Origin of the sequence: Kitasatospora sp. CMC57 (genome assembly GCF_045866025.2) — a bacterium.
GTDB lineage: Bacteria > Actinomycetota > Actinomycetes > Streptomycetales > Streptomycetaceae > Kitasatospora.
The window spans coordinates 1,173,347-1,198,937 of the sequence record NZ_AP035881.2 but is presented as its reverse complement, the minus strand read 5'-3'; the positions used below and the strand labels follow the sequence as shown (position 1 = coordinate 1,198,937).

General features: G+C 72.7%; 21 protein-coding genes. 8 read left to right on the top strand and 13 right to left on the bottom strand.

The genetic code is table 11. The features are described from left to right. Positions 1–6: 6 nt before the first annotated feature. The 8 genes from ACKUU6_RS05485 to egtA form a co-directional block, all read right to left on the bottom strand. Positions 7–1,275, bottom strand: a complete 1,269-nt coding sequence (locus ACKUU6_RS05485; protein WP_407992047.1) for a sugar ABC transporter permease — start codon at positions 1,273–1,275, stop codon at positions 7–9. Positions 1,276–1,343: 68 nt separating this feature from the next. Beyond that, positions 1,344–2,123 carry an ATP-binding cassette domain-containing protein gene (locus ACKUU6_RS05480; protein ID WP_407987306.1) on the bottom strand — a complete coding sequence of 260 codons (780 nt, stop codon included), beginning with the start codon at positions 2,121–2,123 and terminating at the stop codon, positions 1,344–1,346. A 69-nt stretch (positions 2,124–2,192) separates the two neighbouring features. Further along, positions 2,193–3,299, bottom strand: a complete 1,107-nt coding sequence (locus tag ACKUU6_RS05475; protein WP_407987305.1) for a sugar ABC transporter substrate-binding protein — start codon at positions 3,297–3,299, stop codon at positions 2,193–2,195. A 169-nt stretch (positions 3,300–3,468) separates the two neighbouring features. Continuing rightward, positions 3,469–4,569 carry a nitric oxide synthase oxygenase gene (locus tag ACKUU6_RS05470; protein WP_407992046.1) on the bottom strand — a complete coding sequence of 367 codons (1,101 nt, stop codon included), beginning with the start codon at positions 4,567–4,569 and terminating at the stop codon, positions 3,469–3,471. Positions 4,570–4,805: 236 nt separating this feature from the next. Next, complete coding sequence (gene egtD, locus ACKUU6_RS05465; RefSeq protein ID WP_407987304.1) at positions 4,806–5,774, bottom strand: L-histidine N(alpha)-methyltransferase; 969 nt, start codon at positions 5,772–5,774, stop codon at positions 4,806–4,808. A 24-nt stretch (positions 5,775–5,798) separates the two neighbouring features. After that, entirely contained in the window at positions 5,799–6,536 is a 738-nt protein-coding gene (gene egtC, locus ACKUU6_RS05460; RefSeq protein WP_407987303.1) for an ergothioneine biosynthesis protein EgtC, read from the bottom strand. Next, positions 6,536–7,894 (bottom strand): ergothioneine biosynthesis protein EgtB, encoded by a 1,359-nt coding sequence (egtB, locus tag ACKUU6_RS05455; RefSeq protein WP_407987302.1) that lies wholly within the window; start codon positions 7,892–7,894, stop codon positions 6,536–6,538. Before egtB ends, egtC begins: the two co-directional genes overlap by 1 nt. After that, positions 7,888–9,267: an ergothioneine biosynthesis glutamate--cysteine ligase EgtA gene (gene egtA, locus ACKUU6_RS05450; protein WP_407987301.1), complete on the bottom strand. Its 1,380-nt coding sequence runs from the start codon at positions 9,265–9,267 to the stop codon at positions 7,888–7,890. Before egtA ends, egtB begins: the two co-directional genes overlap by 7 nt. 202 nt (positions 9,268–9,469) lie before the next feature. On the opposite strand from egtA, the gene ACKUU6_RS05445 reads away from it, so the two are divergent. After that, entirely contained in the window at positions 9,470–10,027 is a 558-nt protein-coding gene (locus ACKUU6_RS05445; RefSeq protein ID WP_407987300.1) for an antibiotic biosynthesis monooxygenase, read from the top strand. Positions 10,028–10,155: 128 nt separating this feature from the next. Here ACKUU6_RS05445 and ACKUU6_RS05440 read toward each other — a convergent pair whose 3' ends face one another. Beyond that, positions 10,156–10,701, bottom strand: coding sequence for a hypothetical protein (locus ACKUU6_RS05440; RefSeq protein WP_407987299.1), 546 nt, complete (start codon positions 10,699–10,701; stop codon positions 10,156–10,158). A gap of 139 nt (positions 10,702–10,840) precedes the next feature. Next, entirely contained in the window at positions 10,841–12,004 is a 1,164-nt protein-coding gene (locus ACKUU6_RS05435; RefSeq protein WP_407987298.1) for a winged helix DNA-binding domain-containing protein, read from the bottom strand. Positions 12,005–12,418: 414 nt separating this feature from the next. Between ACKUU6_RS05435 and ACKUU6_RS05430 the strand changes: the two genes are divergently transcribed. Continuing rightward, the gene (locus ACKUU6_RS05430) at positions 12,419–14,596 is read left to right on the top strand and encodes a glycoside hydrolase family 6 protein (protein ID WP_407987297.1); all 2,178 of its coding nucleotides are present in this window, start codon (positions 12,419–12,421) and stop codon (positions 14,594–14,596) included. A gap of 7 nt (positions 14,597–14,603) precedes the next feature. On the opposite strand, the gene ACKUU6_RS05425 is transcribed toward ACKUU6_RS05430, so the two are convergent. Continuing rightward, on the bottom strand, positions 14,604–16,412 hold the full coding sequence (locus ACKUU6_RS05425) for a glycoside hydrolase family 15 protein (protein WP_407987296.1): 1,809 nt from the start codon (positions 16,410–16,412) through the stop codon (positions 14,604–14,606). A 265-nt stretch (positions 16,413–16,677) separates the two neighbouring features. Here ACKUU6_RS05425 and ACKUU6_RS05420 point away from each other — a divergent pair, with 265 nt between their 5' ends. The 6 genes from ACKUU6_RS05420 to ACKUU6_RS05395 all read left to right on the top strand — a co-directional run bounded on the left by ACKUU6_RS05420 (position 16,678) and on the right by ACKUU6_RS05395 (position 23,822). Next, positions 16,678–17,484, top strand: coding sequence for an SAM-dependent methyltransferase (locus ACKUU6_RS05420; protein ID WP_407987295.1), 807 nt, complete (start codon positions 16,678–16,680; stop codon positions 17,482–17,484). Further along, positions 17,481–19,598, top strand: a complete 2,118-nt coding sequence (locus ACKUU6_RS05415; RefSeq protein WP_407987294.1) for a putative bifunctional diguanylate cyclase/phosphodiesterase — start codon at positions 17,481–17,483, stop codon at positions 19,596–19,598. The genes ACKUU6_RS05420 and ACKUU6_RS05415 overlap by 4 nt, the downstream gene beginning before the upstream one ends. A gap of 292 nt (positions 19,599–19,890) precedes the next feature. Beyond that, the gene (locus ACKUU6_RS05410; protein ID WP_407987293.1) at positions 19,891–20,358 is read left to right on the top strand and encodes a hypothetical protein; all 468 of its coding nucleotides are present in this window, start codon (positions 19,891–19,893) and stop codon (positions 20,356–20,358) included. After that, a complete protein-coding gene (locus ACKUU6_RS05405; protein ID WP_407987292.1) occupies positions 20,358–21,653 on the top strand; it encodes a glycosyltransferase family 2 protein in 1,296 nt (431 codons plus the stop codon). The genes ACKUU6_RS05410 and ACKUU6_RS05405 overlap by 1 nt, the downstream gene beginning before the upstream one ends. A 337-nt stretch (positions 21,654–21,990) precedes the next feature. Next, on the top strand, positions 21,991–23,013 hold the full coding sequence (locus ACKUU6_RS05400) for a glycosyltransferase family 2 protein (RefSeq protein WP_407987291.1): 1,023 nt from the start codon (positions 21,991–21,993) through the stop codon (positions 23,011–23,013). Then, the gene (locus ACKUU6_RS05395) at positions 23,010–23,822 is read left to right on the top strand and encodes a polysaccharide deacetylase family protein (protein ID WP_407987290.1); all 813 of its coding nucleotides are present in this window, start codon (positions 23,010–23,012) and stop codon (positions 23,820–23,822) included. Before ACKUU6_RS05400 ends, ACKUU6_RS05395 begins: the two co-directional genes overlap by 4 nt. A gap of 170 nt (positions 23,823–23,992) precedes the next feature. On the opposite strand, the gene ACKUU6_RS05390 is transcribed toward ACKUU6_RS05395, so the two are convergent. Then, the gene (locus tag ACKUU6_RS05390) at positions 23,993–24,298 is read right to left on the bottom strand and encodes a hypothetical protein (protein ID WP_407987289.1); all 306 of its coding nucleotides are present in this window, start codon (positions 24,296–24,298) and stop codon (positions 23,993–23,995) included. 543 nt (positions 24,299–24,841) lie between these two features. After that, positions 24,842–25,471, bottom strand: a complete 630-nt coding sequence (locus tag ACKUU6_RS05385; RefSeq protein WP_407987288.1) for a GTP cyclohydrolase II — start codon at positions 25,469–25,471, stop codon at positions 24,842–24,844. Positions 25,472–25,591 lie beyond the last annotated feature (120 nt).

Below are 25,591 nucleotides of genomic sequence, written 5' to 3'. Positions count from 1 at the left end.
CCGGGCTCAGACGCGGCCGGCTGCCCGCTGGCTGCGGCGGGAGAGGGAGTCGATGACCACCGCGGCCAGCAGGACGGCGCCGGTGATCATGAACTGGATGGCATTGCTGAGGCCCTGGATGTTCATCCCGGACTGGATGGACCCGATCACCAGCGCACCGAGCAGGGCCGACCAGGTGCTGCCGCGTCCGCCGAAGAGGCTGGTGCCGCCGATGACGGCGGCGGCGATCGAGTTCATCAGCAGGTTGCCGCCGCCGGAGGTCTGGCTGGCGGACTGGATCTGGGCCGCCAGGAACAGGCCGCCGACCGCGGCCATGGTGGAACAGATCATGAAGACCGAGATCCGGATCCAGGAGATGTTGATACCGGCCCGGCGGGCGCCCTCGATGTTCCCGCCGAGCGCGAAGATCTGCCGTCCGTAGCCGGTGCGGCGGAGCACGAAGTCGAGCACCACGATGAAGATCAGGAAGATCAGCAGGGCCAGCGGCAGGCCCTTGTACTGGTTCAGCGTGTACGCCGCCAGGAAGGCGAGCACCGCGAGCACGGCGGTGCGCAGTGCGATGTCGGTGACCGGCCGGAACGGCACCCCGGCCTTGCGGCGCCGCCCGGCGTCCATCACCGCGGCACCGAGGAACAGCAGGACGCTGGCGGCCGCGAGGCCGTACGCCGCGCCGGTCTGGCCGTAGATGGTGCTGTAGAGGCGGGACACGATGTCGTGGCCGGAGAGGTTGACGGTGCCGTTGGCGCCGAGAATCTGCAGCATCAGGCCGTTCCAGGCCAGGTTGCCGGCCAGGGTGACGACGAACGCGGGCACGCCGATCTTGGCGAAGAAGAAGCCGTGGATGAGGCCCACCAGCGCGCCGCCGGCCACCGCGGAGAGCAGCGCTACCCACTGGTTCACGCCGTGCGTCACGTTCATCACGGCGAAGATCGCGGCGCACAGGCCGCTGACCGAACCGACCGAGAGGTCGATCTCGCCGAGCAGCAGCACGAAGACCACGCCGATCGCGATCATGCCGGTGCCGACGATCTGCTGCGAGAGGTTGGAGAGGTTCTGCGCCGAGAGGAAGCTGCTGTTCAGGCTGCCGAAGACGGCCCAGATGATGATCAGCGCCAGCACCACGGGCAGCGAGCCCAGCTCGCCACTGCTGATCCTGCGCCGGAACTCGCCCAGGTAGCCCTTCACGCCCTCCTGACGGATGATCAGGCGGGGGTCGACGGCGGGGGTCGCCGAGGCCGCCACCGGGACAGGGGCGTTGACGCCGTCCTTGGACATCGTGTCCTCGGGGAGGGGGTTCCGTCGGGAACCGTTCCCCGGCTGCGGGGTGTTGTTGCCGTCCTCGCTCACTGCTCGCCCTCCGTACCACGGGCCTGACGGCGGGTCACAGCATTGTCCGTGGCGCCGGTGATGGCCGAGATGATCTGTTCCTGATTGGTGGTCCGACGGTCGAAGAACCCGTTGTTCCGGCCCAGCCGGAGCACCGCGATCCGGTCCGCCACGGCCATCACGTCCGCCATGTTGTGGCTGATCAGGATGACCCCGAGACCCTGGTCGCGGAGCCGTTCGACCAGGTCGAGGACCTGGGCGGTCTGTTCCACGCCCAGGGCGGCGGTGGGCTCGTCCAGGATGACGATCTTGGGCGAGCCGATCAGCGAGCGGGCGATGGCGACCACCTGCCGCTGACCACCGGAGAGCGAGGCGATCGGGATGCGTACGCTGGGGATCCGGATGGACAGGGTGTCCAGTAGGGTCCGGGACCGCTGCTCCATCCGGACCTCGTCCAGCACGCCGAACCGCTTGAGTTCGCGGCCGAGGAAGAGGTTGCCGACCACGTCCAGGTTGTCGCACAGCGCGAGGTCCTGGTACACGGTGGCGACGCCCAGGTGCTGGGCGTCCTGCGGCCGGTGGATGGTCACCGGCCTGCCCTCCCACTCGATGACGCCCTCGTCCGGCTGGTTGACCCCCGCCACCGCCTTGACCAGCGTCGACTTGCCGGCACCGTTGTCGCCGACCAGCGCGACCACCTCGCCCGCGTGGACCTCCAACTCGATGTCGGTGAGCGCCTGGACGGCACCGAACCGCTTGGAGATCCCGCGCAGCGCCAGTACGGGCGAACCTGCCACAGCAACCAACTTCCTTTCCCCGTACCGGATCCAGCTGTCTGACCTGAGCTACCTGACTGCGGGGACCGGCTACGTGAGACCGGCCGCAGCGCACGCCGAGGCGTAGTCGGGCGTGCAGATCTGGGCGACGGTGTAAAGGCCGTCGGCCACCACGGTGGTCTTGATGTTGTCCTTGGTCAGGACAATGGGCGTGATGAGGTTCGACGCCACCGAGTTGCCGCTGCCGTTGGTGGCCTTGGTCGGCGTGAGCGAGGGCTCCAGGTTCTTGCCCTGGGCGAACTGCACGGCCATGGCGCCGGCCGCGTCGGTCTCCGGCTTGAACGGCTTGTAGATCGACATCGTCTGGGTGCCGGCCAGGATCCGCTGCACCGCGTCCAGTTGGGCGTCCTGCCCGGTCAGCGGAACGCTCAGGCCCGCGGCCTTGAGGGCGGTGGCGATACCGGCGGCCATGCCGTCGTTGGCGGAGTAGACGCCCACCACGCTCGGTGCGCCGATCGCGGTGATCGCCGCGGCCGCCTCCTGGTTGGCGTTGTTCGGGTCCCAGTTCGGCGTGTCGTACTCCTTGCCGATGGTCAGCTTCCCGTCGATGGCGCTGTGCGCGCCCGCCTTGAACTGGCCGGCGTTCGGGTCGGTCGGCGAGCCGTTGATCATGATGATCTTCCCGCTGGACGCCTTCGGACCCACCGCGGCGACCAGCGCCTCGCCCTGGAGCTGGCCGACCTTGTTGTTGTCGAACGAGACGTACGCGTCGACCGGGCCCTGGGCGAGCCGGTCGTAGGCGATCACCTTGACGCCGGCGTCGTGCGCCTTCTGCACCGAGGACTGGATGGACTTGGAGTCCACCGCGTCCAGGATCAGCACCTTGTCGCCCTTGGTGAGCGCGGTGTCCACCTGGGTCTGCTGGGTCGTCGCGTTCTCGTTGGCGTTGTAGTAGTCGATCTGCGCGTCCGGCGCCAGCGACTTGATCTTCGCCTCGATCAGCGGTCGGTCGAACTGCTCGTACCGGGTGGTCTTGGTCTCCGGCAGCAGCAGGCCGATCTTGACCGGCCCGGCCGCCGCCCCCGACGAGGTGCCTGAGGACCCGGTGGACTGTTTGGCACTGCCGCAGGCGGCCATGCCGAGACCGATGGACACCGCAGCGGCCGCTACCGCGATACGACGAAGGCCGAGCTTCATAGGAAAACGCCTCTCAGTTCGAGCTCACCCCCGCCTCCGAGTCTGGGAAGGCGTGGCCGCCACCGCGAACGGAACTGCGCCGTACGAGCGGCGGTGGCACCCGCTCGGCGGACAGTCCGTCAGACTGACGCCGGGTCAGGGGTGATCGGGAGGACGTCTCCTTCCGCTCTCAGCGCGGCAGGAAGGCCGGGCGGAGGTCGGGCTCCACCGGGTCGTAGTAGCGGTGGTAGACGGGGGTGAGGCCGCCGGAGACGGGTGGGACGATCCAGCTCCAGTCGGTGGGCGTGCGGCGGCCGAGCCGTTCTTCCTGGGCGATGTGCCTGAGGAAGCGCTCGGACTCGGTGTGGTGGTCGGCCATCGTGACGCCCGCCTCCTGGAAGGAATGCAGGACGGCGATGTTCAGCTCGACCAGCGCGCGGTCGCGCCAGAGCGTGCGGTCCGAGGAGGTGTCCAGGCCCAGGCGCTCGGCCACCACCGGGAGCTGGTCGTAGCGGTCGGCGTCGGCCAGGTTCCTGGCGCCGATCTCGGTGCCCATGTACCAGCCGTTGAACGGGGCGGACGGGTACCGGACGCCGCCGATCTCCAGCGCCATGTCACTGATCGCGGGCACCGCGTACCAGCGCAGGCCGAGCTCGGCGAACCAGGCGTGCTCCGGGTGCCGGAGCGGGACCTCGAGCACCACGTCCTCGGGCAGCTCGTACCACTGCGGCTCGTCCCCGTCCCGCCGACGGACCATCAGCGGCAGGACCTCGAACCGCTCCTCGCCGCCCTTCCAGCCCAGCTCCCTGGCCCGGGCGGCCAGCGCGGCCCCGGCCGGGTCACCCACCCCGGACGGGTGCCCGGCGTAGCGCACCAGCTGCTGGTTGACGATCCGCGGGGCCGGGCGGCCCGGCCGGTCGGGGGCGAAGACGGTGATCACCGGGCGGATCCGGCCGCCGTTGGTGGCGGTGCGCAGGTGCTCGAAGCACTGCTCGGCGATCCCGTCGGGGGAGTCGACATGGCGCTGGTCGCGGACCACCAGGCTGCGCCAGTAGAGACGGCCGATGCAGCGGGCCGAGTTGCGCCAGGCCACCCGCGCGCCGAACGCCAGCTCCTCGGCGGTGTGCACGTACGTGCCGGTGCGCTCGATCTCGGCGAGCACCTGACGCACCCTCGGCGCCGGATCGCCCGCCCGGGGATGCTCCCGGTGGAACTGCCGGACGAAGGCGACCGCCTCACCGGCAAGTGAGCCCTCGCGAGGGCCAGGAGGCTCGGGCGGCGACGGCAGCACCGGGGCACCGGTGTACGGGCACCCCGCCGTCGGGGTGGTGACGGTGGTGAGCCGGCCGGACTTGCGGGTGCGGAGCAGGTTGAAGATCAAGGACACATCCCTCCCACCGACATGGGTACCTGAGGTGACCTCCCGGGCGCGCGGAGTGAGCCGATCCGGCCCGCTCCGGTGTGATCAGCGGCTAAAGTGCGCGCGAAAGGGCCCCACGCCGAAGCGTGAGGCCCCAGTGGCGCCGTTCAGCAGGTCGAGAGCGAGAGCCCGAACCGACCCTCCCGGTCCGTCCACCAGGCCGACATCCCCAGCCCGGCGGCGGCCAGCTCGGCCGCGACCCGCTCGCGGCGGAACTTCGCCGAGACCTCGGTCCGCAGCTCCTCACCGCGCTCGAAGTGCACCGCCAGACCCAGTTCGTGGATCTTGACGGTCTGGGCCACCCGGGAGCGCAGCCGCATCTCGATCCACTCCTGCTCCGTGTCCCAGAGCGCCACGTGGTCGAAGAGCTCCGGGTCGAAGTCGCCGCCCAGCTCCCGGTTCAGCACGCTGAGCACGTTCTTGTTGAAGGCCGCCGTCACCCCGGCCGCGTCGTCGTACGCGGCGACCAGGGTGTCCGGATCCTTCACCAGGTCGGTGCCGAGCAGCAGGGTGTCGCCCGGCTCCATCGCCTCGCGCAGCTCACGCAGGAACACGGCCCGCTCGGCCGGCAGCAGGTTGCCGAGCGTGCCACCCAGGAAGACCACCAGGCGGGGGCCCTGGCCCGGCGGCAGGCCGAGCCGCTGCGTGAAGTCGGAGACCACCGCGTGCGTGGTCAGCTCCGGGTAGTCGACGGTGAGCGCCTCGGCGGCGGCCGCCAGCGCGCTCTCGCTGACGTCCACCGGGACGTACGTCCGCAGCGTGCCCAGGTCGCGCAGCGCGTCCAGCAGCAGCCGGGTCTTCTCCGAGGAGCCCGAGCCCAGTTCGACCAGGGTGCGGGCCCCGGTCGCGGCCGCGATCTCGGCGGCCCGGTCGGTCAGGATCTCCCGCTCGGCCCGGGTCGGGTAGTACTCCGGCAGCCGGGTGATCTCCTCGAACAGCTCGCTGCCCCGGGCGTCGTAGAACCACTTCGGCGGCAGCGACTTCGGACTCGCCGTCAGACCGCTCCGGACGTCGTGCCGTAGCGCGTGGCTGAAGTGGTCGGCGGCCAGCAGGCGGGTCAGCTCGTAGGTCTTCACAGCGGTGTTCCCTTGCTCGGTCGGTCAGTTGAGGGTGGAGACGGTCACGCCGCCGGGGTCGGCGGACAGCAGCGACCGGTCCGGCAGGTGCTGCCAGCCGGGCAGGTCGTCGGAGGGCTCGGAGGCGACCAGCACCGAGCCGGGCTCCGTGCGGTAGCAGAGCGTGTCGCCCCAGCTGGTGGCGGCGATCGAGGTGCCGTCGGTGAGCAGCAGGTTGATCCGCCCGTCGGAGTGCTTCGCCGCCTCCTGCACGGTGGTGGACAGCGCCTCGCCCAGCCCGGCGCCGTCCCGCAGGTGGTGCAGGGTCAGCGCCCAGAGCAGGGCGGAGTCGGTGCGCGCGGTCAGCCGCAGCAACTCGGCGGGCGGCAGCAGGGCAGCCAGCTCCGCCAGCCCGTCCGGCCAGCCGGGCAGGGCGCCGTTGTGGCTGAACAGCCACCGGTCGGCGGCGAACGGCGCGGCCGCCGCCTCACCCGCCGCGCACCCGGCGGTCGCGGAGCGGACGGCCGCCAGCACCGCGCCCGAACGCACCACCCGCGCCAGGTCGGTGAAGCCCTCGTCGGCCCAGATCGGCCCGCTCCTGCGGTACCGGGCCGGGACGGGATCGCCCTCCGCGTACCAGCCGACTCCGAAACCGTCCGCGTTGACCGTGCCGTACTGCTGCGACCGGGGCGCCCAGGACTGCCGGTACAGCCCGGACGGCGGTGCCACCAGCAGCTCGTCCAGCAACAAGGGCGGTCCGAGGTACGCGAGATGACGGCACATCAGCTGACCTCGCCATCGCGGGCGGTCCGGAAGCCGGCGAAGATCTGCCGCCGGACCGGGTAGTCCCAGTTCCGGAAGGTACCCCGGCTGGCCACCGGCGCGGCGGCGAAGCAGCCGCCCCGCAGCACCTTGTACTCGGGGCCGAAGAAGACCTCCGAGTACTCCCTGTACGGCCAGGCCCGGAAGCCCGGGTAGGCGGTGAAGTCGCTCGCCGTCCACTCCCACACGTCACCCATCAACTGCCCTACCCCGTAAGCCGACCGGCCCTCGGGGTAGCTGCCGACCGGGGCGGGCCTTAGGTGCCGCTGACCCAGGTTGGCCCGCTCGGCGGTGGGCTCCTGGTCACCCCAGGGGTAGCGGCGGGAGCGGCCGGCCGCCGGGTCGTGGCGGGCCGCCTTCTCCCACTCGGCCTCGGTCGGCAGCCGCCGGCCGGCCCAGCGGGCGTACGCGTCCGCTTCGTACCAACTCACGTGCAGCACCGGCTCGTCCGTCGGAACGGGCTCCACCGTGCCGAACCGACGGCGCAGCCACTGCCCGCCGTCCCGGCTCCAGAACAGCGGCGCGAACAGGCCCGCCCGCTGCCGGTGCTCCCAGCCCTCGGCCGTCCACCAGCGCGGGTCGTCGTAGCCGCTGTCGGCGATGAACTGCTGGTACGCGCCATTGCTCACCGGCGCGGTGTCCAGGTGGAACGCGGGCACCTCGACCTGGTGGGCCGGGCGCTCGTTGTCCAGTGACCACGGCTCGGTGTCGGTGCCCATGGTGAACGGGCCGCCGGGGATCAGCACTTCGGCCGGCAGTGGTCCGGTCGCGGTGACCGGCGGCGGCGGGGCGGTCAGGACGCCGGGACCCTTGCGGAGCTGATGGGTGATCAGCATGGTCTCGTCGTGCTGCTGCTCGTGCTGGACGATCATTCCGAAGGCGAAACCGTCCCGGAGCAGCGGGAGTTCGTCGTCCAGCGGGGTCGCGGCGAGCAGGTCGAGCACCCGGCCGCGTACCTCGTGGGCGTACGCGCGGGCCTCGTCCGGCGGCAGCAGCGGCAGCTTGGGGCGCTCGGCGCGGGGGTGCTCGAAGGCGTCGTAGAGCGGATCGATCTCGGGCCGCATCGGCTCCCGGCCGCCGATGTTGCGGAGCAGCCAGAGCTCCTCCTGGTTGCCGATGTGGGCGAGGTCCCAGACCAGCGGCGACATCAGCGGGGAGTGCTGGGCGGTCAGGTCGTGGTCGTCCAGCGCGGTGAGCCCGGCGGTGCGCTCGCGGGCGCCGAGCAGCTCGGCGGCGATCCGCTCGCGGACCGCCTCCGCCTGCCGGTGGTCGGTGCCGGGTATCCCCGGGTCGGGCCGGGTGGGGTCGGCGTTCAGCATGCTGCGGCCTCCAGGGCACGGGGAAGGGCGCCGGCACGTACAGCGTCCAGCTGGTCGTCGGCGGGGCAGCGGCCACGGGCCGGGTAGCGGTCGGCGAAGTCGGCCAGCAGGGACCGCAGCCGGGACCGGCCGCCGCGCGCCTGCTCCCGGCGGCCGAGCGCCTGGTCGGCGGCGCCGAAGCAGGCCAGTGCGGCGCGGCGCAGCTGCGGGTCGGCGAGCGCCAGGGTGGCTGCCCGGTGCCACAGCTCGGTGCGCGGCGGGTGGCGGTCGCGGTATGCCGGGGTGCCCAGCGGTTCGAGCGCCTCCTCGGCGGCCTCGGCCGCCACCGGGTCGTCCAGCAGCGCGCCGACCAGGGCCAGCGGCACCTGCCAGCCCTCGCCCGGCTGGGCGTCGATCATGCGCAGCTCCAGGTGCCCGCGCGGCCGTACGGGTGGGAAGAGGGTGGTGCGGTGGTACTCCAGGTCGGCCAGGGTGGGCGGCCGCTCGCCGGCGCCGCGCAGCCAGCCACGGAAGGTCAGCCCGGCCGGAGAGGTCCACGGCAGGCCGTCCGGGCGGCGGACGCAGAGCACCTCGGCGTCGAGCACGTACTCGGCCCAGCGCTCGCGCGGATCACCGGCGAAGCCGGGGGCCAGGGTGCGGCTCGGGTCCATCCGGGACCACACCAGTTGACGGGTCGACCGGTAACCGGTCGGTCGGCCGTCCAGTAACGGCGAATTCGCGAAGGCCGCGACCAGGACCGGGCCGAGCCGGTGGGCCAGCTGCCAGCGCCGGGCGAAGCCGTACGCCCCGGTCGCGGTGCCCGCGTCCACGCAGACCTGGGCGGAGGCGGTGCCGGTCATCATCACCCGGCCCCAGGGGCCGATCCGGTCGAAGTGCTGTTCCATCGCCCGGTAGCGCGGGTGGTCGAGCCGCATCAGCCGTTCGCGGCCGAGCGGGTCGGTGCCGCTGCCGGTGAGCCGCAGACGGTCGGCGGCGAGGGCGGCGCGGAGGGCTGCCTGATCCCGCAGCATGGTGTCGGCACACTCTTCGGGGTCGGCGGCGGGCGGGGAGCTGAGCTCGACCTGTCCGCCCGGTTCGTACGTGAGCCCGGTGCCGGAGGGAAGCAGCGGGGCGGGGTCACCCGGGTCCTGGTTGGTGGGAAGTGCGGAGAGTGCGTCGGCGAGGCGACCCGGGTCGACCGGTTTCTCCGGACAGTCGCCGTCGTGGACGAACCACTCGGCCTCCACCCCGATCAGCCTGGGAGGCCCGATCTTGAAGCAGATTCCGGCCAGATGACTGAGCGCGGCCGATTCGGTCAGTGGGAGCGGAGTCTCCACCGCCTGCTGCTGCGGTGCGGACTGCGCGGGCGCGGGGTTGGGACGTAGGGGTATCACCGGACTCACCATTCCTTGGTCGAGATTCGAGGCCCGGAGTTTCCTGCTCAGTCTGCAATGGAACAAACCTCGGTGCCGAGCAGAACACGCCAAATCAGGTCATGATCCGGTCGACGGCGGTCGGCCGGGCGGGATCCGACCGGGGGTTCACCTTCGCGCCACCTCCGCCTAGGCTGCGGGTCGATCAAGGGGGCGGAGAACCATGAGCGCGGACGGACGCAGCGGGGAAGAGGTCACCCTCTTCGTGGCCCGACGGGTGGACCCGGGGCACGAGGAGCAGTTCGAGGGCTGGGCCGGGTCCATCCTGCGGGCCGCCGCCGACCACCCCGGCAACCTGGGCACCGGCCTGCTGCGCCCGGCGGGCCCGAACGACCCGTGGCACCTGCTGCTGTCGTTCCAGGACGCCGACGCCTTCCGTGCCTGGCAGGACTCCCCGGCCAGGGCCGCCTGCTTCGCCGAGGCCGACGGGCACCACGTCGAGGTGGCCCGGCGCGAGCTGCTCGGCATGGAGGGCTGGTTCGCCACCACAGCGGCCGGCGCCCGTCGCACCCCGGCCCCGCGCTGGAAGATGGCGGTCGCCTCCACCCTGGCGATCGCCCCGCTCACCACCACCGCCAACTTCTACCTCACCCCGCACCTGGCCGGCCTCCCGGTGCTGGCCCGCTCACTGATCCTGGCCCCGGTGATCAGCACCCTGATGACCTACCTCGCCCTCCCCGTCGCCACCCGGGTGCTGCGCCGCTGGCTCTTCCCGGGCTAGGGGCCGTCTGACCATTAGCGTCGGATCAGGGCGGGTCGGCCGTGCTGCGAGTGCGCGTGTCGAGGGACCCCGGCCGGCGGCTCGGCGAGGCCCGGACCCGGCTCCCTGCTCTGCCGACGCCGCTGCGCTCAGTCGGCGGCCCGGCCCGATCTGGCGATCCGTACGAGGCCGTCGGCGAGGCGGCGGACCAGGTCGGCGGCGACGGCGAGGAACTCCCTGCGCTCCGGCAGGCCCTCCTGGGCGTCGAAGGTCGGGGCGAAGTGGTAGCCGACCAGCGCGGAGGCGCAGGCGGCCGCGTCCCGGGCGGTGGCCAGCGTCTCGACGTCCGGGTGCTCCTCGTCGGGGCCGGCGGCCCGGCCGAGGTCGCTGACCAGCATGCTGCTGCGCAGCATCAGCACCAGCCGCTGGTGGTGGAGGGCGGTCGGTGCGGCGGCCGCCACCACCTCGTCCCGCACCGGGCCGTACGCCTGCCGCAGGGCCTCCAGGTCGTCACCGGCTCGCTCCGCCTCCGTCTCCGCGCTCACCAGGTGGGCCTCGGCCGCGCCCAGCAGTGCGGTGGCGAGCATCACCGCGCGCACTTCGTCACTGGCCACCTGGTCTGGGCGCCAGTCGATCCCGAGCACGGCGAGTGCCTCGTTCAGCTGGTCGGCGTGCTCGCGTGCGGGGTCGGCCATCCTGGTCCTCTCCTCGGTGGCAGTGTGGGGTGCAGTGACCAGAGTGCCGGGTGGGAGCACCCGGTGCTCACTCCTGACGCGGGACGTCACCCGTGTGCGGGGAGCAGTCGGCTTGCTGCGTACAGAACTTGACGACACGTCAGCTCCCGAGCCGGCGTTCCAGCGGGGTTCGGAAGCGCGGCGTGACGCGGGTCCCACCGAGCCAGCCGGTCAGGCGGTCGGCCTCGGCGTCGATGGCGGCGGCGGCTTCACCGGGGAGCGGTTCCAGAGCCTCCCAGCGGAGGTGGCCGTCGGGGTGCTGGGCCCAGCCGCCGACCACCCGGCCGTTCCACCAGACGGTCGGCCCGATGTTGCCTGAGCGGTCGACCAGCTCGGCGCGGTGAGCGGCGGGCAGGTACCAGTCGCGCTGCTGCCAGCCCATCGGGGTGGGGTCTAGGGAGGGGAGCAGCGCGGCCCACGGGGCCGGTTCGGGGAGCGGCGCGAGGTCGTCCGGGAGGGCGTGGCCCGGGCCGCAGTCGAGGTCGACGGCCACCGCCGCGCAGCCGGCGACGGCGGCCCTGACCTCGCGGACGCCCCAGCCCGTCCACCAGCGGATGTCCTCGGTGGTGGCGGGGCCGAAGGCGGTCAGCCAGCGGCGGACCAGCTCGGCCTGGGCCTCGGCCTGCGGGACGTCGGGCAGCGGGGCCCTGACCTCCCAGCGGTGCTGTCCGCTGGTCCAGCCGCCGACCGGCCGGCCCCGGACGATCTCGTTCTCCATCCCGAGCACTCGGAGCAGCCGCACCCCGACGGCTTGCCTGGCCTCGTACGGTTTGCCCACCGCGACCGTGATCGACTCGCGCAACTCGGGCACCAGGTTACCGAGTTGGCTGCCGGTGGCCTGGCCGGCCGTGGCCAGGGCGGCCAGCGTGCGGCGCTGCACCTCGGCCAGCCAGTCGGCGTCGAAGCCGCCCTCGGCGGCGAAGGCGAGCAGACCGCGCCGCTCCTTCTCGGCGACCTTGCGGGTGGTGGAGGCGTACAGCGCGGGCGCGAGTTCGGCCGGGACCACGAACAGGGTGTGCCGCATGCCGTGCATCCGCAGCAGGGTCCGGTCCTGGTACAACGCCCGGTCCAGCTCGGCCGGTTCGGGGCTGGCCAGCCGGGCGGTGGTGGACAGGAAGACGGTGGCGGGGTCGGTGGCGTGCAGGGCCACCAGGGCCTCGACGACCTGCTCGGGGGAGTCGGCCCGGTGGGCGGGCGCGAGCAGGTGGCGGGTGGCCAGGCGGGCGCGTCGCTGCTGGTCGTCGATCCTGGGACGGGCGGTCATCGGGCGGCCTCCGGGGGTGGTGAGAACCCGAGGTTCTCATGAGACACCGTCAACTCCGTTTCGGGAGCGCTCCCATGGGAAGCGCCGTGTTCAGTTACTGAAGTCGGTCAGAATGCTTGACGCCCCAGCGCCTTCATGGGTTGATATGCCGTGAGCTCAGGGGCCGCCCTGAGATGCGGGGAGTTATCCACCCGCCGAGTCGGCCAGGCACCACCGCACCCCACCTGTCCTTCCCTGTGATGTCAGCCGCATCACGCAAGGTGGGAGCGCTCCCACGGTTGACCAGCGTCCCCGCTACTCCGCCCCACCGGATTTCCCCCACCCGAAAGGAATCCGCACGTGTCAGGACAGCTCCTCCGTCGCCTCCGAACGGCCGTCTTCGCGACCGCTCTCGGCGCGGCAACCCTGCTTCCGATGGCGAGCACAGCGCACGCCGCCACCCCCAAGGTCGACAATCCCTATGCCGGTGCCGGCGTCTACGTGAACCCCGAGTGGGCCGCCAACGCCGCTGCCGAGCCGGGTGGTTCGGCCGTCGCCAACCAGCCGACCTACGTCTGGCTGGACCGGATCGCCGCGATCAACGGTTCGAGCAGCTCGATGGGCCTGCGGGCGCACCTGAACTCCGCCGTCAGCCAGGCCAACGCCGCAGGCAAGCCGTTCGTCTTCCAGGTGGTCATCTACGACCTGCCCGGCCGCGACTGCGCCGCCCTGTCGTCCAACGGTGAGCTCGGCCCGACCGAGATCGGCCGCTACAAGACCGAGTTCATCGACCCGATCGCCGCGATCCTGGCCGACCCGGCCTACGCCAACCTGCGGATCGTCACCACGATCGAGCTCGACTCGCTGCCGAACCTGATCACCAACGCGGGCGGAACGGCCACGGCCACCCCCACCTGTGACGTGATGAAGGCGAACGGCAACTACGTGACCGGCGTCGGCTACGCGCTGAACAAGCTGGGCGCGATCTCCAACGTCTACAACTACATCGACGCCGGGCACCACGGCTGGCTGGGCTGGGACTCCAACTTCGGCCCGACCGCGAACCTGCTCCTCCAGGCCGCCAACGCCTCCGGCTCGACCCCGGCGAACGTGCACGGCTTCGTCGTGAACACCGCCAACTACTCGGCGTTGAAGGAGCCTTACTTCACCATCAACGACACCGTCGGCGGCCAGTCGATCCGGGGCACCTCCAAGTGGGTGGACTGGAACCGCTACGTCGACGAGCTGTCGTACGCCCAGGCGTTCCGCGCCAAGGCGGTCGAGGTCGGCTTCCCGTCGAACGTCGGCATGCTGATCGACACCTCCCGCAACGGCTGGGGCGGCCCCAACCGTCCGACCGGTCCCGGCCCGCAGACCAGCGGTGACGCGTACGTGGACGGCGGCCGGATCGACCGCCGGTTCCAGACCGGCAACTGGTGCAACCAGGCCGGTGCCGGCCTCGGCGAGCGCCCGACCGCCGCGCCCGAGCCGGGCATCGACGCCTACGTCTGGGTGAAGCCTCCGGGCGAGTCGGACGGCGCCAGCAAGATGATCCCGAACGACCAGGGCAAGGGCTTCGACGGGATGTGCGACCCGACCTACACCGGGAACGCGCGCAACAACTTCCAGATGTCCGGCGCCCTGCCGGACTCGCCGCTGGCCGGTACCTGGTTCTCCGCGCAGTTCCGCCAGCTGCTCGCCAACGCCTACCCGCCGGTCGGTGGTGGCACCAGCGACACCGTCGCCCCGACCGCCCCGACCGCGCTCGCCGCGAGCGGCGTCACCGCCTCCGGCGCGACCCTGAGCTGGACCGCCTCGACCGACAACGTCGGCGTGACGGGCTACCAGGTCTTCCGCAACGGTGTGCAGGTCGGCACCTCGGCCACCACCTCGTACACCGACAGTGGCCTGACGGCGGCGACGGCGTACAGCTACACGGTCAAGGCCCGCGATGCGGCCGGTAACGTCTCGGCGGCCTCCGCCGCGCTGAGCGTCACCACCTCCGCCGGGACCGGCGACACCACCGCGCCGACCGTCCCGACCGGGCTGGTCGCGAGCGGCGTCACCACCACGGGTCTGACCCTGGGCTGGACCGCCTCCACCGACAACGTCGGCGTGACGGGCTACCAGGTCTTCCGCAACGGTGTGCAGGTCGGCACCTCGGCCACCACCTCGTACACCGACAGCGGCCTGACGGCGGCGACGGCGTACAGCTACACGGTCAAGGCCCGCGATGCGGCCGGTAACGTCTCGGCGGCCTCCGCCGCGCTGAGCGTCACCACCACGACCAGTGGTGGCAACGGCAACGCCGGCTGCGCCGCGACCTACAAGGTGAGCAACGACTGGGGCTCCGGCTTCAACGCCGACGTCACGGTCACCAACACCGGCACCGTGCCCACCAAGTCCTGGAAGGTCACCTGGACCTGGGGCGGCACCCAGCAGATCACCAACCTCTGGAACGGCAGCCTCGCCCAGAGCGGTACGTCGGTCGCGGTCACCAACCTCGGCTACAACGGCACCGTCGGGGCCGGTGGCAACACCAGCTTCGGCTTCGGCGCCAACTACTCGGGCAGCAACACCGCCCCGACCCTGACCTGCACCGCCACCAGCTGACGGCGGTTCAGTGAGCGGCGGCCGATCCCACGGCGGTGGGGTCGGCCGCTTCGTCGTCGGCCAGCCCGAACGCGGTGTTCACCAGCGCGACGTGCGTGAACGCCTGGGGGGAGTTCCCCAGTTGGCGGCCGGTGGCGGGGTCGTACTCCTCGGCCAGCAGGCCCAGGTCGTTGGCCACCGCCAGCGAACGTTCGAACAGCTCCCTGGCCTCGGGCCGCCGCCCGGTCAGCGCCAGCGCGTCGGCCAGCCAGAACGAGCAGGCCAGGAAAGCCCCTTCGGAGCCGGGCAGCCCGTCGGTGTCGGGAGCGGCCCGGTAGCGGCGGACGAAGCCGTCCTGGTCCAGCTCGGTCCGGACGGCGTCCACGGTGCGCACCACCCGGGGATCGTCGGGCGGCAGGAAGCCGGACTTGGCGATGAACAGCGTGGCGGCGTCCAACTCCTCGGTGTCGTAAGCCTGGACGAAGACGCCCCGGCGGGCGTGGTAGCCGTACTCGCAGACCTCGGCGTGCACGGTGTCGCGCAGGGTGCGCCAGCGCTCGACCGGTGCGGGCAGTCCGGTGGCCTCCGCGAGTCGGACGGCGCGGTCGGCGGCCACCCAGACCATCACCTTGGAGTGCACGAACTGCCGCCGGTGACCCCGGACTTCCCAGAGTCCCTCGTCCGGTTCGCGCCAGTGCAGGGCGAGGAAGTCCATCAGGCTGCGGAGCAGTCCCCAGACCTTGCGCTCCATCGGGATGCCCGCCCGGTAGGCCAGTTCGAGAGTGTCCAACACCTCGCCGTAGACGTCCAGTTGGAGCTGGTGGACGGCCGCGTTGCCGAACCTGACCGGGGTGGAGCCCTGGTAGCCGGGCAGCCAGTCGGCCGAGGTCTCCGGCAGGGTGCGCTCGCCGGCCACCCCGTACACCGCCTGGAGGTCGCCCGGATCGCCCGCGATCGCCCGCAGCAGCCACTTCCGCCAGGCCGCCGCCTCGTCCCGGAAGCCACCGCGCAGCAGGGCGGCCAGCGTCATGCTGGAGTCCCGCAGCCAACAGAACCGGTAGTCCCAGTTGCGCATCCCACCCGGGAGTTCGGGCAGCGAGGCGGTCGGGGCGGCGACGATCCCGCCGGTCGGGTCGTAGGTGAGCGCCTTGAGGGTGATCAGCGAGCGCAGCACCTGCTCCCGGTACGGGCCCTGGTAGCGCAGGCCGTCGGCCCAGGACTGCCAGCCGGTCAGGGTCCGGGCCAGCAGTTCGGCCGGATCGACCCGGGGGGTGTCGGAGCGGTGCGAGGGCTGCCAGGTGAGCACGAACGGGACCTGCTCACCCGCGGCGACGGTGAACTCGGAGACGGTCGCGCCGTCCTCGCCCCAGGTGTGCACGCCGGTGGGTACCCGGAGCCAGGCGGAGTCGGGGCCCGCCACCGCGATCCGGTGGTGGTCGGTGCGGCGCACCCAGGGCTCTATCCGGCCGTGGTTGAACCGCAGCCGCAGTTCGCCGCGCATCCGGACGGTGCCCGTGAGGCCCTCGACGATCCGCACCAGCCGGGGGAGCCGCTCCCGCCGGGGCATGAAGTCGGTGACCCGGACGGTGCCGGTGGCGGTCCGCCAGACCGACTCCAGCACCAGGCCCGCCGGGTGGTAGCGGCGTTCGGTGCACGGGCCGCCGGTGGCGGGGCCGAGTCGCCAGGCGCCGTGCCGGTCGGTGCCGAGCAGCCCGGCGAAGCAGCTGGGCGAGTCGAACCGGGGCAGGCAGAGCCAGTCGACCGATCCGTCCCGGCCGACCAGGGCGGCGGTCTGCAGGTCTCCGAGGAGGGCGTAGTCCTCGATGGGTCCGGCCATGACCGTCCCATTCTCGCCCGGCCGGTCCGGAACGGCGCCTCGTCCGCCAGGCTTGCCTTCCGGGTCACACCGGGTCAGCGGGCGGCATGGGGGGTACGTCCCTCGCTGATCCGGCATCGGCCGCCCGGCGTGATCCGAGAGGCAGGCCTGAGGACAGCCCCTTCAGCCACATCCGTCTCAGCGGTTTCACTGCTTGCAGGGGAGAGGCGATGATAGGAAGATCCTCATGTTTTGTCGTTCACTCCACCTCCGGTAGGGATGCCTCATGCAGCAAGCGAACTGGGTCCCCGCCGGCACCGACACCGAGAAGCCGAACGCCGCCCGGGTGTACGACTACTACCTCGGCGGCTCGCACAACTTCGAGGTGGACCGGGCGATGGCCCGCAAGGCGATCGAGTTCTGGCCTGAGCTGCCCGCCATCATGCGGGCCAACCGGGCATTCCTCCGCCGGGCCGTGGAGCACCTCGCCGAGCAGGGCGTCACCCGCTTCCTGGACATCGGCTCCGGCATACCCACCTTCGGCCCGGTGCACGAGATCGCCAGGGCGATCCAGCCGGACAGCCGGGTGGTGTACGTGGACCACGACCCGATCGCGGTCGCGCACAGCCGGCTGCTGCTCAAGGACGACCCGCAGAGTGTGGTGGTCGAGGCGGACCTGCGCCAGGTCGAGGACCTGCTCGCCCGGCCCGAGGTGGCCGAGCTGCTGGCGGCGGGCGAGCCGGTCGGGCTGCTGCTGGTCGCGGTGCTGCACTTCATCACCGACGAGGACGACCCGTACCGGCTGGTCCGGGTGCTCAGGGACGCGCTGCCGCCGGGCAGCGCGCTGGTCATCTGCCACGCCTCGCTGGAGGGCAGGCCGGACCAGGCCGGTGCGCACCAGGACCTGTACCGGCGCACGCCGACCCCCATCACGATGCGCAACCGGGCGGCGATCGAGGCTTTCTTCGACGGCTTCGAGCTGCTCGAACCCGGGCTGGTCTACCTGCCCGAGTGGCGCCCCGAGGACCCGGAGTCGGTCGGCCCGCACCCGGAGCGGATGACCGGCCTGTCGGGCGTCGGACTGCTGCCGTGACCGCAGGGTCGGACGGGCCGGACCGGGTGGACGCACCCACCTGGTTCCACCAGGAGTGGGAGCGGCTGCTCCGCAGTGGTCACGGCATGGCCGTGCACCCGGGCATCCTCCGCCGCCTGGTGTCCCGGACGGCCGTGCTGCTGCACCGGGCCCAGCACGAGGAGCCGTTCCAGCCCGCGCTGGCCGGGCAGGCCGGGGCCCAGCTGGTGGACGCGCACTTCACCGACCCCGCCGTGCTGGCCAGGGCGGTCGAGCTGCTCCAGCTCGGCCCGGTCGGCGACGGCCGCGGACCGGCGCTGAGCGGGGCCTTCGCGGCGGGCTGGGCGGAGGCGCTGCGGGAGCGGACCCTGCGCGAGCAGGAGGCGATCCGGCTGGCCGCCGACACCGCGCGGCGCGAGGTGGAGAAGGCGCTGCGGGAGTCGGAGAACAAGTTCCGCGCCCTGTTCGAGAGCGCCGCGATCGGTATCGGCATCGGCGACACCGACGGCAACATCATTTCGGTCAACCGCGCGCTCGGGGAGATCTTCGGCACCGGTTCGCTGGACATGACGGGCCGTCGGGTGGAGGAGCTGGTGCACCCCGAGGACACGCCGGGGGTCTGGGAGGCGTACGAGGACCTGATCTCCGGGCGCCGGGAGTACTTCCAGTTCGACAAGCCGTACTACCGGCAGGACGGCGAGGTGGTCTGGACCCATCTGACCGTCTCGCTGATCCGGGACGACGAGGGCCTGCCGCTCTACCAGGTGGCCATGCTGGAGGACATCACCGACCGTTACCGACTGCAGGAGCGGCTGCGGCACCAGGCCACCCACGACCCGCTGACCGGGCTGCCGAACCGGGTGGCCTTCTTCGAGCGGCTGGAGAAGCTGTTCGAGGAGCCGGAGCCCGGGGCCAGGTTCGGCCTCTGCTACGTGGACCTGGACGGCTTCAAGGTGGTCAACGACAGCCTCGGCCACGACACGGGGGACCAGCTGCTGGCCGCCGTTGCGCAGCGGCTGGAGACCGCGCTGACCCCGCTGGGCCACCTGGTGGCCAGGCTCGGCGGCGACGAGTTCGTGGTGCTGCTGGAGGACTGCCGGGGTGAGCAGGAGGCGGTGGCGGCCGCCAAGACCGTGCTGGCCGCGCTGGCCAGACCGGTGCAGGTCGGCGACCACTCGCTGGCGGTCGGGGCCAGCGTCGGCGTGCTGGAGCGTCGGGTGGCCACCACCACGCCGGGCGCGGCGGTCCGGGCGGCCGACCTCACGCTGTACCGGGCCAAGGAGGCGGGCCGCGGCCGCTGGACGCTGTTCGACCCGACCGAGAACGCCCGCGCGGTCAGCCGGTACGCGGTCTCGGTGCGGATGCCCGCCGCGCTGGACCGGGGCGAGTTCTTCATCGACTACCAGCCGCTCTGCTCGCTGGCCGACGGCTCGCTGGTCGCGGTGGAGGCCCTGGTGCGCTGGCGGCACCCGCAGCTCGGGGTGCTCGGCCCGGACGAGTTCATCGGGGTGGCCGAGGAGACCGGCCTGATCATGCCGCTCGGCCGCTGGGTGCTGGAGCAGGCCTGCCGCCAGGCGACCGACTGGGTACGGGAGTTCGGCGAGGACGCACCGCAGGTGAACGTCAACCTGGCGGTGCGGCAGGCCCGCAACGCCGGTCTGGTCACCGACGTCGAGCGGATCCTGCGCAAGACCGGGCTGCCGCCCGCCAAGCTCCAGTTGGAGATCACCGAGTCCACCGTGGTCGGCCCGGAGGACGAGGCGCTGAAGGCGCTGCACGGGGTGCGCGACCTGGGCGTCTCGCTGGCGGTGGACGACTTCGGCACCGGCTGGTCCAACCTGGCCTACCTGCGCGACCTGCCGGTCTCCTGCCTCAAGATCGCCGGCTCCTTCGTCGGCGACCTGCACGACCCGACCAAGGACGCGCACACCGGCTGGCGGATCGTCAGCGGGCTGGTCTCGCTCGCGCACACGCTCGGCCTGACCGTGACCGCCGAGGGCGTGGAGACCGGCGCGGACGCCGAGCGGCTGCGGCAGATGGGCTGTGACTGGGCGCAGGGCTGGCACTTCGGCCGTCCGGTCCGTCCGGACGAGATCTCCCGCCGGATCGCGGACGAGCGCCGCCGGGCGGAATGAATCGGGGCACAACCGCCCAAAGGGTTGACGCAGGACCTGCTCCGGGCGGACGATGAGGCCCTGGCACCAGTACATACCAGCTGCCAGCGATGGTCGGCGCTCAGCCGACCGGGAGCGCCGGCGCAGTCCGGAGGGGCTCCGGGGGAGTACGTGCCAGCCCGCCGCGCCGCAGTCCGCTCCCGTCCCAGCCGGGGTCCACCCCGCGCCCTTCGGCGTGGCGGTCCGCCCCGTGTCATCGGGTCACGCCGTGGGGGGTCCGCGTGCCCGCAGCTCTCGGAGAAGGCCGTGCGTGATGAGCACTCCGCTGCCCGCCAACGTCCTGCGCCACCCCACCCGTGACGGGGACCCGCCGCTGCGCCGGGCCACCGACCGGCCGACCGCCGCCCGGCCGAGGCGCCGGCTCGGTGACGGGACCAGGACCAGGCACTCGGTCAGCGTGGTCGTGCCGGCCAGGAGCGAGGCCAGGAACATCCCCTGGGGGTTCACGGAGATCCCGCACTGCGTCGACAAGGTCATCTGCCGCAGCTTCCTGGGCCAACTCGACCTGCGCTCGGCCGGGTTCGAGATCGAGGCCGAGATGATCGCGCACGCGCTGCGGTCCGGCCTGCGGATCGCCGAGGTGCCGAGCCTCGAACTTCCCCGCCGTGGTGGCCGTTCGCACCTGCACGCCGTCCCGGACGGCCGCCGGGTGCTCCGGACGTTGATCTCCGAACGTCCCGGCGGCAGCGGAACGGCCCGCCGCGTCACGGGGGAGTGGTGATGAACGGCATCGACCGGCGCACCGCAACGGCCTGCCCCTGCCCCGCCGCCCGGGACTCGCTCTACACCTCCGTCCACGTGGTCGAACTGGACCTGGCCGAACCCGGTGAGCTGCGCTCGCCCGGTGGCATCGGGTCGGCCGCTCCGGACGGCCGCGTGTTGGCGTTGGTGCGGCTGCACGGACACCCGCTCGGACTGGTCACCGCCACCGGCCGCGCCGACGACCAGGTCGGTCTGCGCCGGGCGCTGGTCGAAGCCGCCTTCACCGAAATCCCGATCACCGCAGCTCAGTTGACCACCGCGAGGATCGGGGTGCCGCGTCGGCGGGCCGGTGTTGGCTCGTCGGCGGCACCGCCCCTGATCAGCGTCGTGATCGGCACCCGGAACCGGCCGGAGCTGCTCCGCGGGTGCCTGGACTCGGTGCTGCGGATCGAGGGCCCGCAGTACGAGGTGCTGGTGGTCGACAACGCCCCGGCCGGCGACGAGGCGAGGAGGCTGATCCGCGAGCGGTACGCCGACCGGGTCCGCTACCTGCGGGAGCCGGTGCCGGGTCTGGCCCGGGCGCACAACCTCGGACTGGCAGCCGCCCGGGGCGAGTTGATCGCCTTCACCGACGACGACACCCTGGTCGACCGGCACTGGCTCGCCGCCCTGGCCACGGCCTTCGCCGACGACCCGGCCGTCGGCTGCGTGACCGGCCTGATCCTGCCCGCCGAGCTGGAGACCGCCGGCCAGGCCGCGCTGGAGCGGCACGGCGGCTCCCGGAAGGGCTTCACGCCACGCCGCTGGTCCCTCGACCTGCCGTCCGGCGACCCGCTGTTCCCTTTCACGGCAAGGCAGTTCGGCTCCGGGGCCAACATGGCCTTCAGGACCGGAGTGCTGCGCGCGTTCGGGGGCTTCGACCCGGCCACCGGCGTCGGCACCCCCGCCCACGGCGGCGACGACCTGCTGGCCTTCTTCCGGATCGTCACCGGCGGTCACGTGCTCAGCTACCAGCCCGACGCGCTGGTCTGGCACCGGCACCGCGGGGCCCCCGACGCGCTACCCGCCCGGCTCTACGGCTACGGCGCCGGCCTCGGCGCGTACCTGACCGCCGCCGTCACCGCCGAACCCCGCCTGTTGCCCGCGCTGTTGCGCCGAGTGCCCCGCGGGCTGCGGCACGCCGCCGCGCAGGCCGGGGGACGCACCACGCCGCCCGGCCGACGGTCCGCCCGGCTGGCCGCGTGGGAGCTGCGCGGGATGCTGTACGGGCCGCTCGGCTACCTCCGCTCGCTGCACCTGAGCCGGACGGGGTGAGGGCGATGGCCGCCACCGGGGCCGACACGGCCGGCTGCGGTTGTCCGGTGGCGCTGCCCTGCCAGTGCTCGTACCCGACGCTGCTCAGGGCCAGGCTCAGGGCCGCCGTCCCGACCGGGCCGCTGCTGCACAACGGCCCTGTACTGTCGGCCGGTTCACTGATGTCGGCCAAGCTCGGCGCGCTCTTCCGGCTGCTCGCGACCGCCTGGTACAGCCCGGCCGCTCGGGCTGACCGGGGTCGGCCTGACCTGGCTGATCGCGGAGTGCCTGCCGGCGGTGCCGCTGCTCATCACCCTGCCGCGCCGGGTGCCCCGGCGACGAAGGGAAGGCGAGAGAGATGACCGACCTACCCGGCCGGGCCCGGCAGGAGACCGGCGGCCGGCTGACGGAGCACCGGCTCACGCTGACCGTGGTGATCTGCTCCTACACGATGGCCCGCTGGCCCGATCTGGTCGCCGCGGTGGCCTCGCTGCAGCGTCAGTACAGCCCCGCCGACGAAGTGCTGCTGGTGGTCGACCACTGCCCCGAACTGGCCGTCCGGGCGGCCGGGGTGCTGGCCGGTGTCCGGGTGGTGGCGAACGAGGCACAGGCCGGACTGTCCGGCGCCCGGAACACCGGGGCGGCGCTGGCCGAGGGCGACGTCGTCGCCTTCCTGGACGACGACGCCACCGCCGACCCGGGCTGGACCGAGCGCCTGCTGGCCGGCTACCGGGACGACCGGGTGCTCGGAGTCGGCGGCCTGGTCCGGCCGCGCTGGGAGACCGGCCGCCCGGCCTGGTTCCCGCCCGAGTTCGACTGGGTGGTCGGCTGCTCCTACCTCGGCATGCCCGAACACACCGCCCGGGTAAGAAACTTCATCAGCGCGAACATGTCCTTCCGGCGGGCCGAACTGATCGCGGCGGGCGGCTTCCGCCCGGACCTCGGCCGGATCGGCAGCCGGCCGCTCGGCTGCGAGGAGACCGAGCTGTGCATCCGGCTGGCGGCCGGCCGGCCGGAGGCCGAACTGCGCTACGAGCCGACCGCCCGGGTCAGTCACCGGGTTCCCGAAGGGCGTACCAACTGGTCCTACTTCCAGTCGCGTTGCTATGCTGAGGGGCTGTCCAAGGCGATTGTCGCCCGGTGCGCCGGGCGCGGGCCCGCGCTGGCCAGTGAACGCCGCTACCTGCGCAGCACGGTGCCGCGCGGGATGGCCCGGGCGATCCGTCCCGGCGGGGGCGGGCCGCGCGAACTCGGCGCCCTGGCCGTGGGGGTGGTGGTCACGCTGACCGGCTACACCGTCGGACGGCTCCGGCGGCCCGGAGGCACCGGCCGGCTGGTCGGCCCGGCCCATCGGGCCCGGGCGCCGGGGGGTGCGCGATGACGGCCGTCCCGGTGTTCCTCTACCACTCGGTGTCGGACGACCCGCCGCCCTGGATCGCGCCGTACACCGTCACCCCGCGCACCTTCGCCGAACAGCTGGACCGGATCGCCGACGCCGGGCGCACCGTCATCCCGCTGCACCGCCTGGTGGCGGCGCTCCGCGGCGGCCCGGCGCTGCCCGCCGCCCCGGCGGTGCTCACCTTCGACGACGGCTTCGCCGACGCCTACTGGACGGTGGCCCAGCTGCTGACCGAACGCGGCCTGCCCGCCACGCTGTTCGTCACCACCGGTGCGGTCCACCCGCCGGGTGGCGAGGCGGCGGGCAGCCTGCTGCCGCCCGCTCGGATGCTGAACTGGCGTCAGGTCGTCACGCTGGACGCCTGCGGTGTGGAGATCGGCGCGCACACCCGGACCCACCCGCAGCTGGACACCCTGCCGAGCCGCTGGCTGGCCAGCGAGACCGTCGGCTGTCGGCAGGAGCTGGAGGACGTGCTCGGCCACCGGGTGACCTCGTTCGCCTACCCGCACGGCTACTCCAGCGCCGCCGTCCGCCGCCAGGTCGGCCTGGCCGGGTTCAGCTCCGCCTGCGCGGTGGTGAACGCCTTCAGCACGGCCGAGGACGAGCCGCTGCGGATCGCCAGGCTGATGGTGCGGGCCGACACCACGGCCGAGCGGTTCCGGAGCTGGACGCGGGGCGAGGGCGCACCCGTGGCGCCGCTGCCGGAGCGGATGCGGACCAAGGGCTGGCGGCTCTACCGCCGCGCCAGGGCGGCAGTCGGCAGTCCGGTCGGCGGGCCCCCGGAGCTGTGACGGTCCCTTCCACCCGCAGGTCGGCGGGTGGTTCGGTGCTGCCGGGGCCGTTCCAGTCGTAGCGAGGTGCCACCGGTGCACCTCGGCCAAGGCGCCCGGTTCACCGGCCGGCCTCGGCGACGGCGGCGCAGATCCGCCGGGTGGCGAAGCCGGTGCCGCAGACGAACGCATCAGGGGGCCGAAGGTGGCCGCCGCCGGGAGCCCGGTGAAGTAGAGGCCGGGCACCGAGGACTGGAAGGCTGCCGGGCGAGGTCGGCGAGGTCGGCGAGGTCGGCGAGGTCGGCGAGGTCGGCGACAGAGGAGGCCGAGGGCGTGGACCTGGGGTACTTCCCGGTCGGCATCCGGTTGCGCCAACTCTCCATCGGCTCGCCGAACACCCGCAGTGGCACCCGGTGTTCGCGCAGGTGGGCGGCGGTGGCCAGGCCGTACGGGCCCGCTCCGACCACGGTGACCGGGGTCGTCCCAGCGGCACTCACGGCGACCCGGTCAGGCAGGTGGTCAACAGACGGTTGGTCAACATCCGGCGCCCTCCTCGAACGGAGCACCCCTCAGCCAGGGGTGCGCCGTGCGGCCGACCGGCAACACCCCCATTCGGGTCACCGGAGGTGGCCGCTCCGTGCTCGGGTGGCCCGCTCCGGGCGCGGAGGCCGAGAGTCGCCCTGACCGGCGCGCGAAGCGGGGGCACCGCGTCCGGGGACCGGACCGCGCCCGCGATGAGGGTCTGACATGCCGCAAGCCCGGACCGAGCCGGACCGTGCGACCCACGCCCTGCTGCTTGCCGAGCGCGCCGGGCCTTCCTGCTCCCGCCAGTACGGCGTGCCGAGTCCGGCGGCCTGGGCGCCGCAGGGGTACCGGGAGCTGTCGGCGGTGGGTCGCGAGCACGGCGCAGGCCGAGGACGTCCTGCCCAGGTCCGCCACCGAACGGGGCCGGCTCTGTCGGGACGACCCGCTGCCCGCGCTCGGCGAGGTGGTCCGCTTCACCGGCAAGGTGGCGGAGCGGCTGCGCCGGGCGGTGGGGCTCAGCCGACCAGCTCGGTGAGGGCGATGGCGTGGTTGGTGTGCTCGACCTTGGCACGCAGGTAGCGGACGTTGCTGGCGGAGACGTGCACACCGGTGGGGACCCGCTCGGTCACCTCGATGCCGAGGGCGGCCAGTTGGGCGGCCTTGTCGGGGTTGTTGCTGAGCAGCCGGATGCCGGTGCTGCCGAGGGTGCGGAGCATCTGGGCGGCGGCGGTGTAGTCGCGGCCGTCCTCGGGGAGGCCGAGGGCGGTGTTGGCGGCGTAGGTGTCCAGGCCCTGGTCCTGCAGCATGTAGGCGTCGAGCTTGTTGTAGAGGCCGATGCCGCGGCCCTCCTGGCGGAGGTAGAGCAGGTAGCCGCCGGCCTCGGCGATCCGCTCGACGGCCTCGCGCAGCTGGGGGCCGCAGTCGCAGCGGGCCGAGCCGAACACGTCGCCGGTGAGGCATTCGGAGTGCAGTCGGACCAGCGGTGCTCCGGCCCCGGGGTCGCCCAGCCGGAGGGCCAGGTGTTCGGCGCCGTCGCTCAGGCCGTGGAAGGTGGAGACCTCGGCCACGACCCGGTAGCCGTCGGGGAATACCAGCGGGATCTGGACGTTCGACCGTACCGTCGCCGGGCTCAGCTGATCCGTCATGCCGGACCTCCTTCGGGCTGTTTCGGATGACCGTACACTGTTGTTCCAATTTGAACAACATGCTTCCCGGGAGGCTCGTTCGGCGCAGCATTCCCTCCCGTCCCGGGGCCGCCGCCCGCA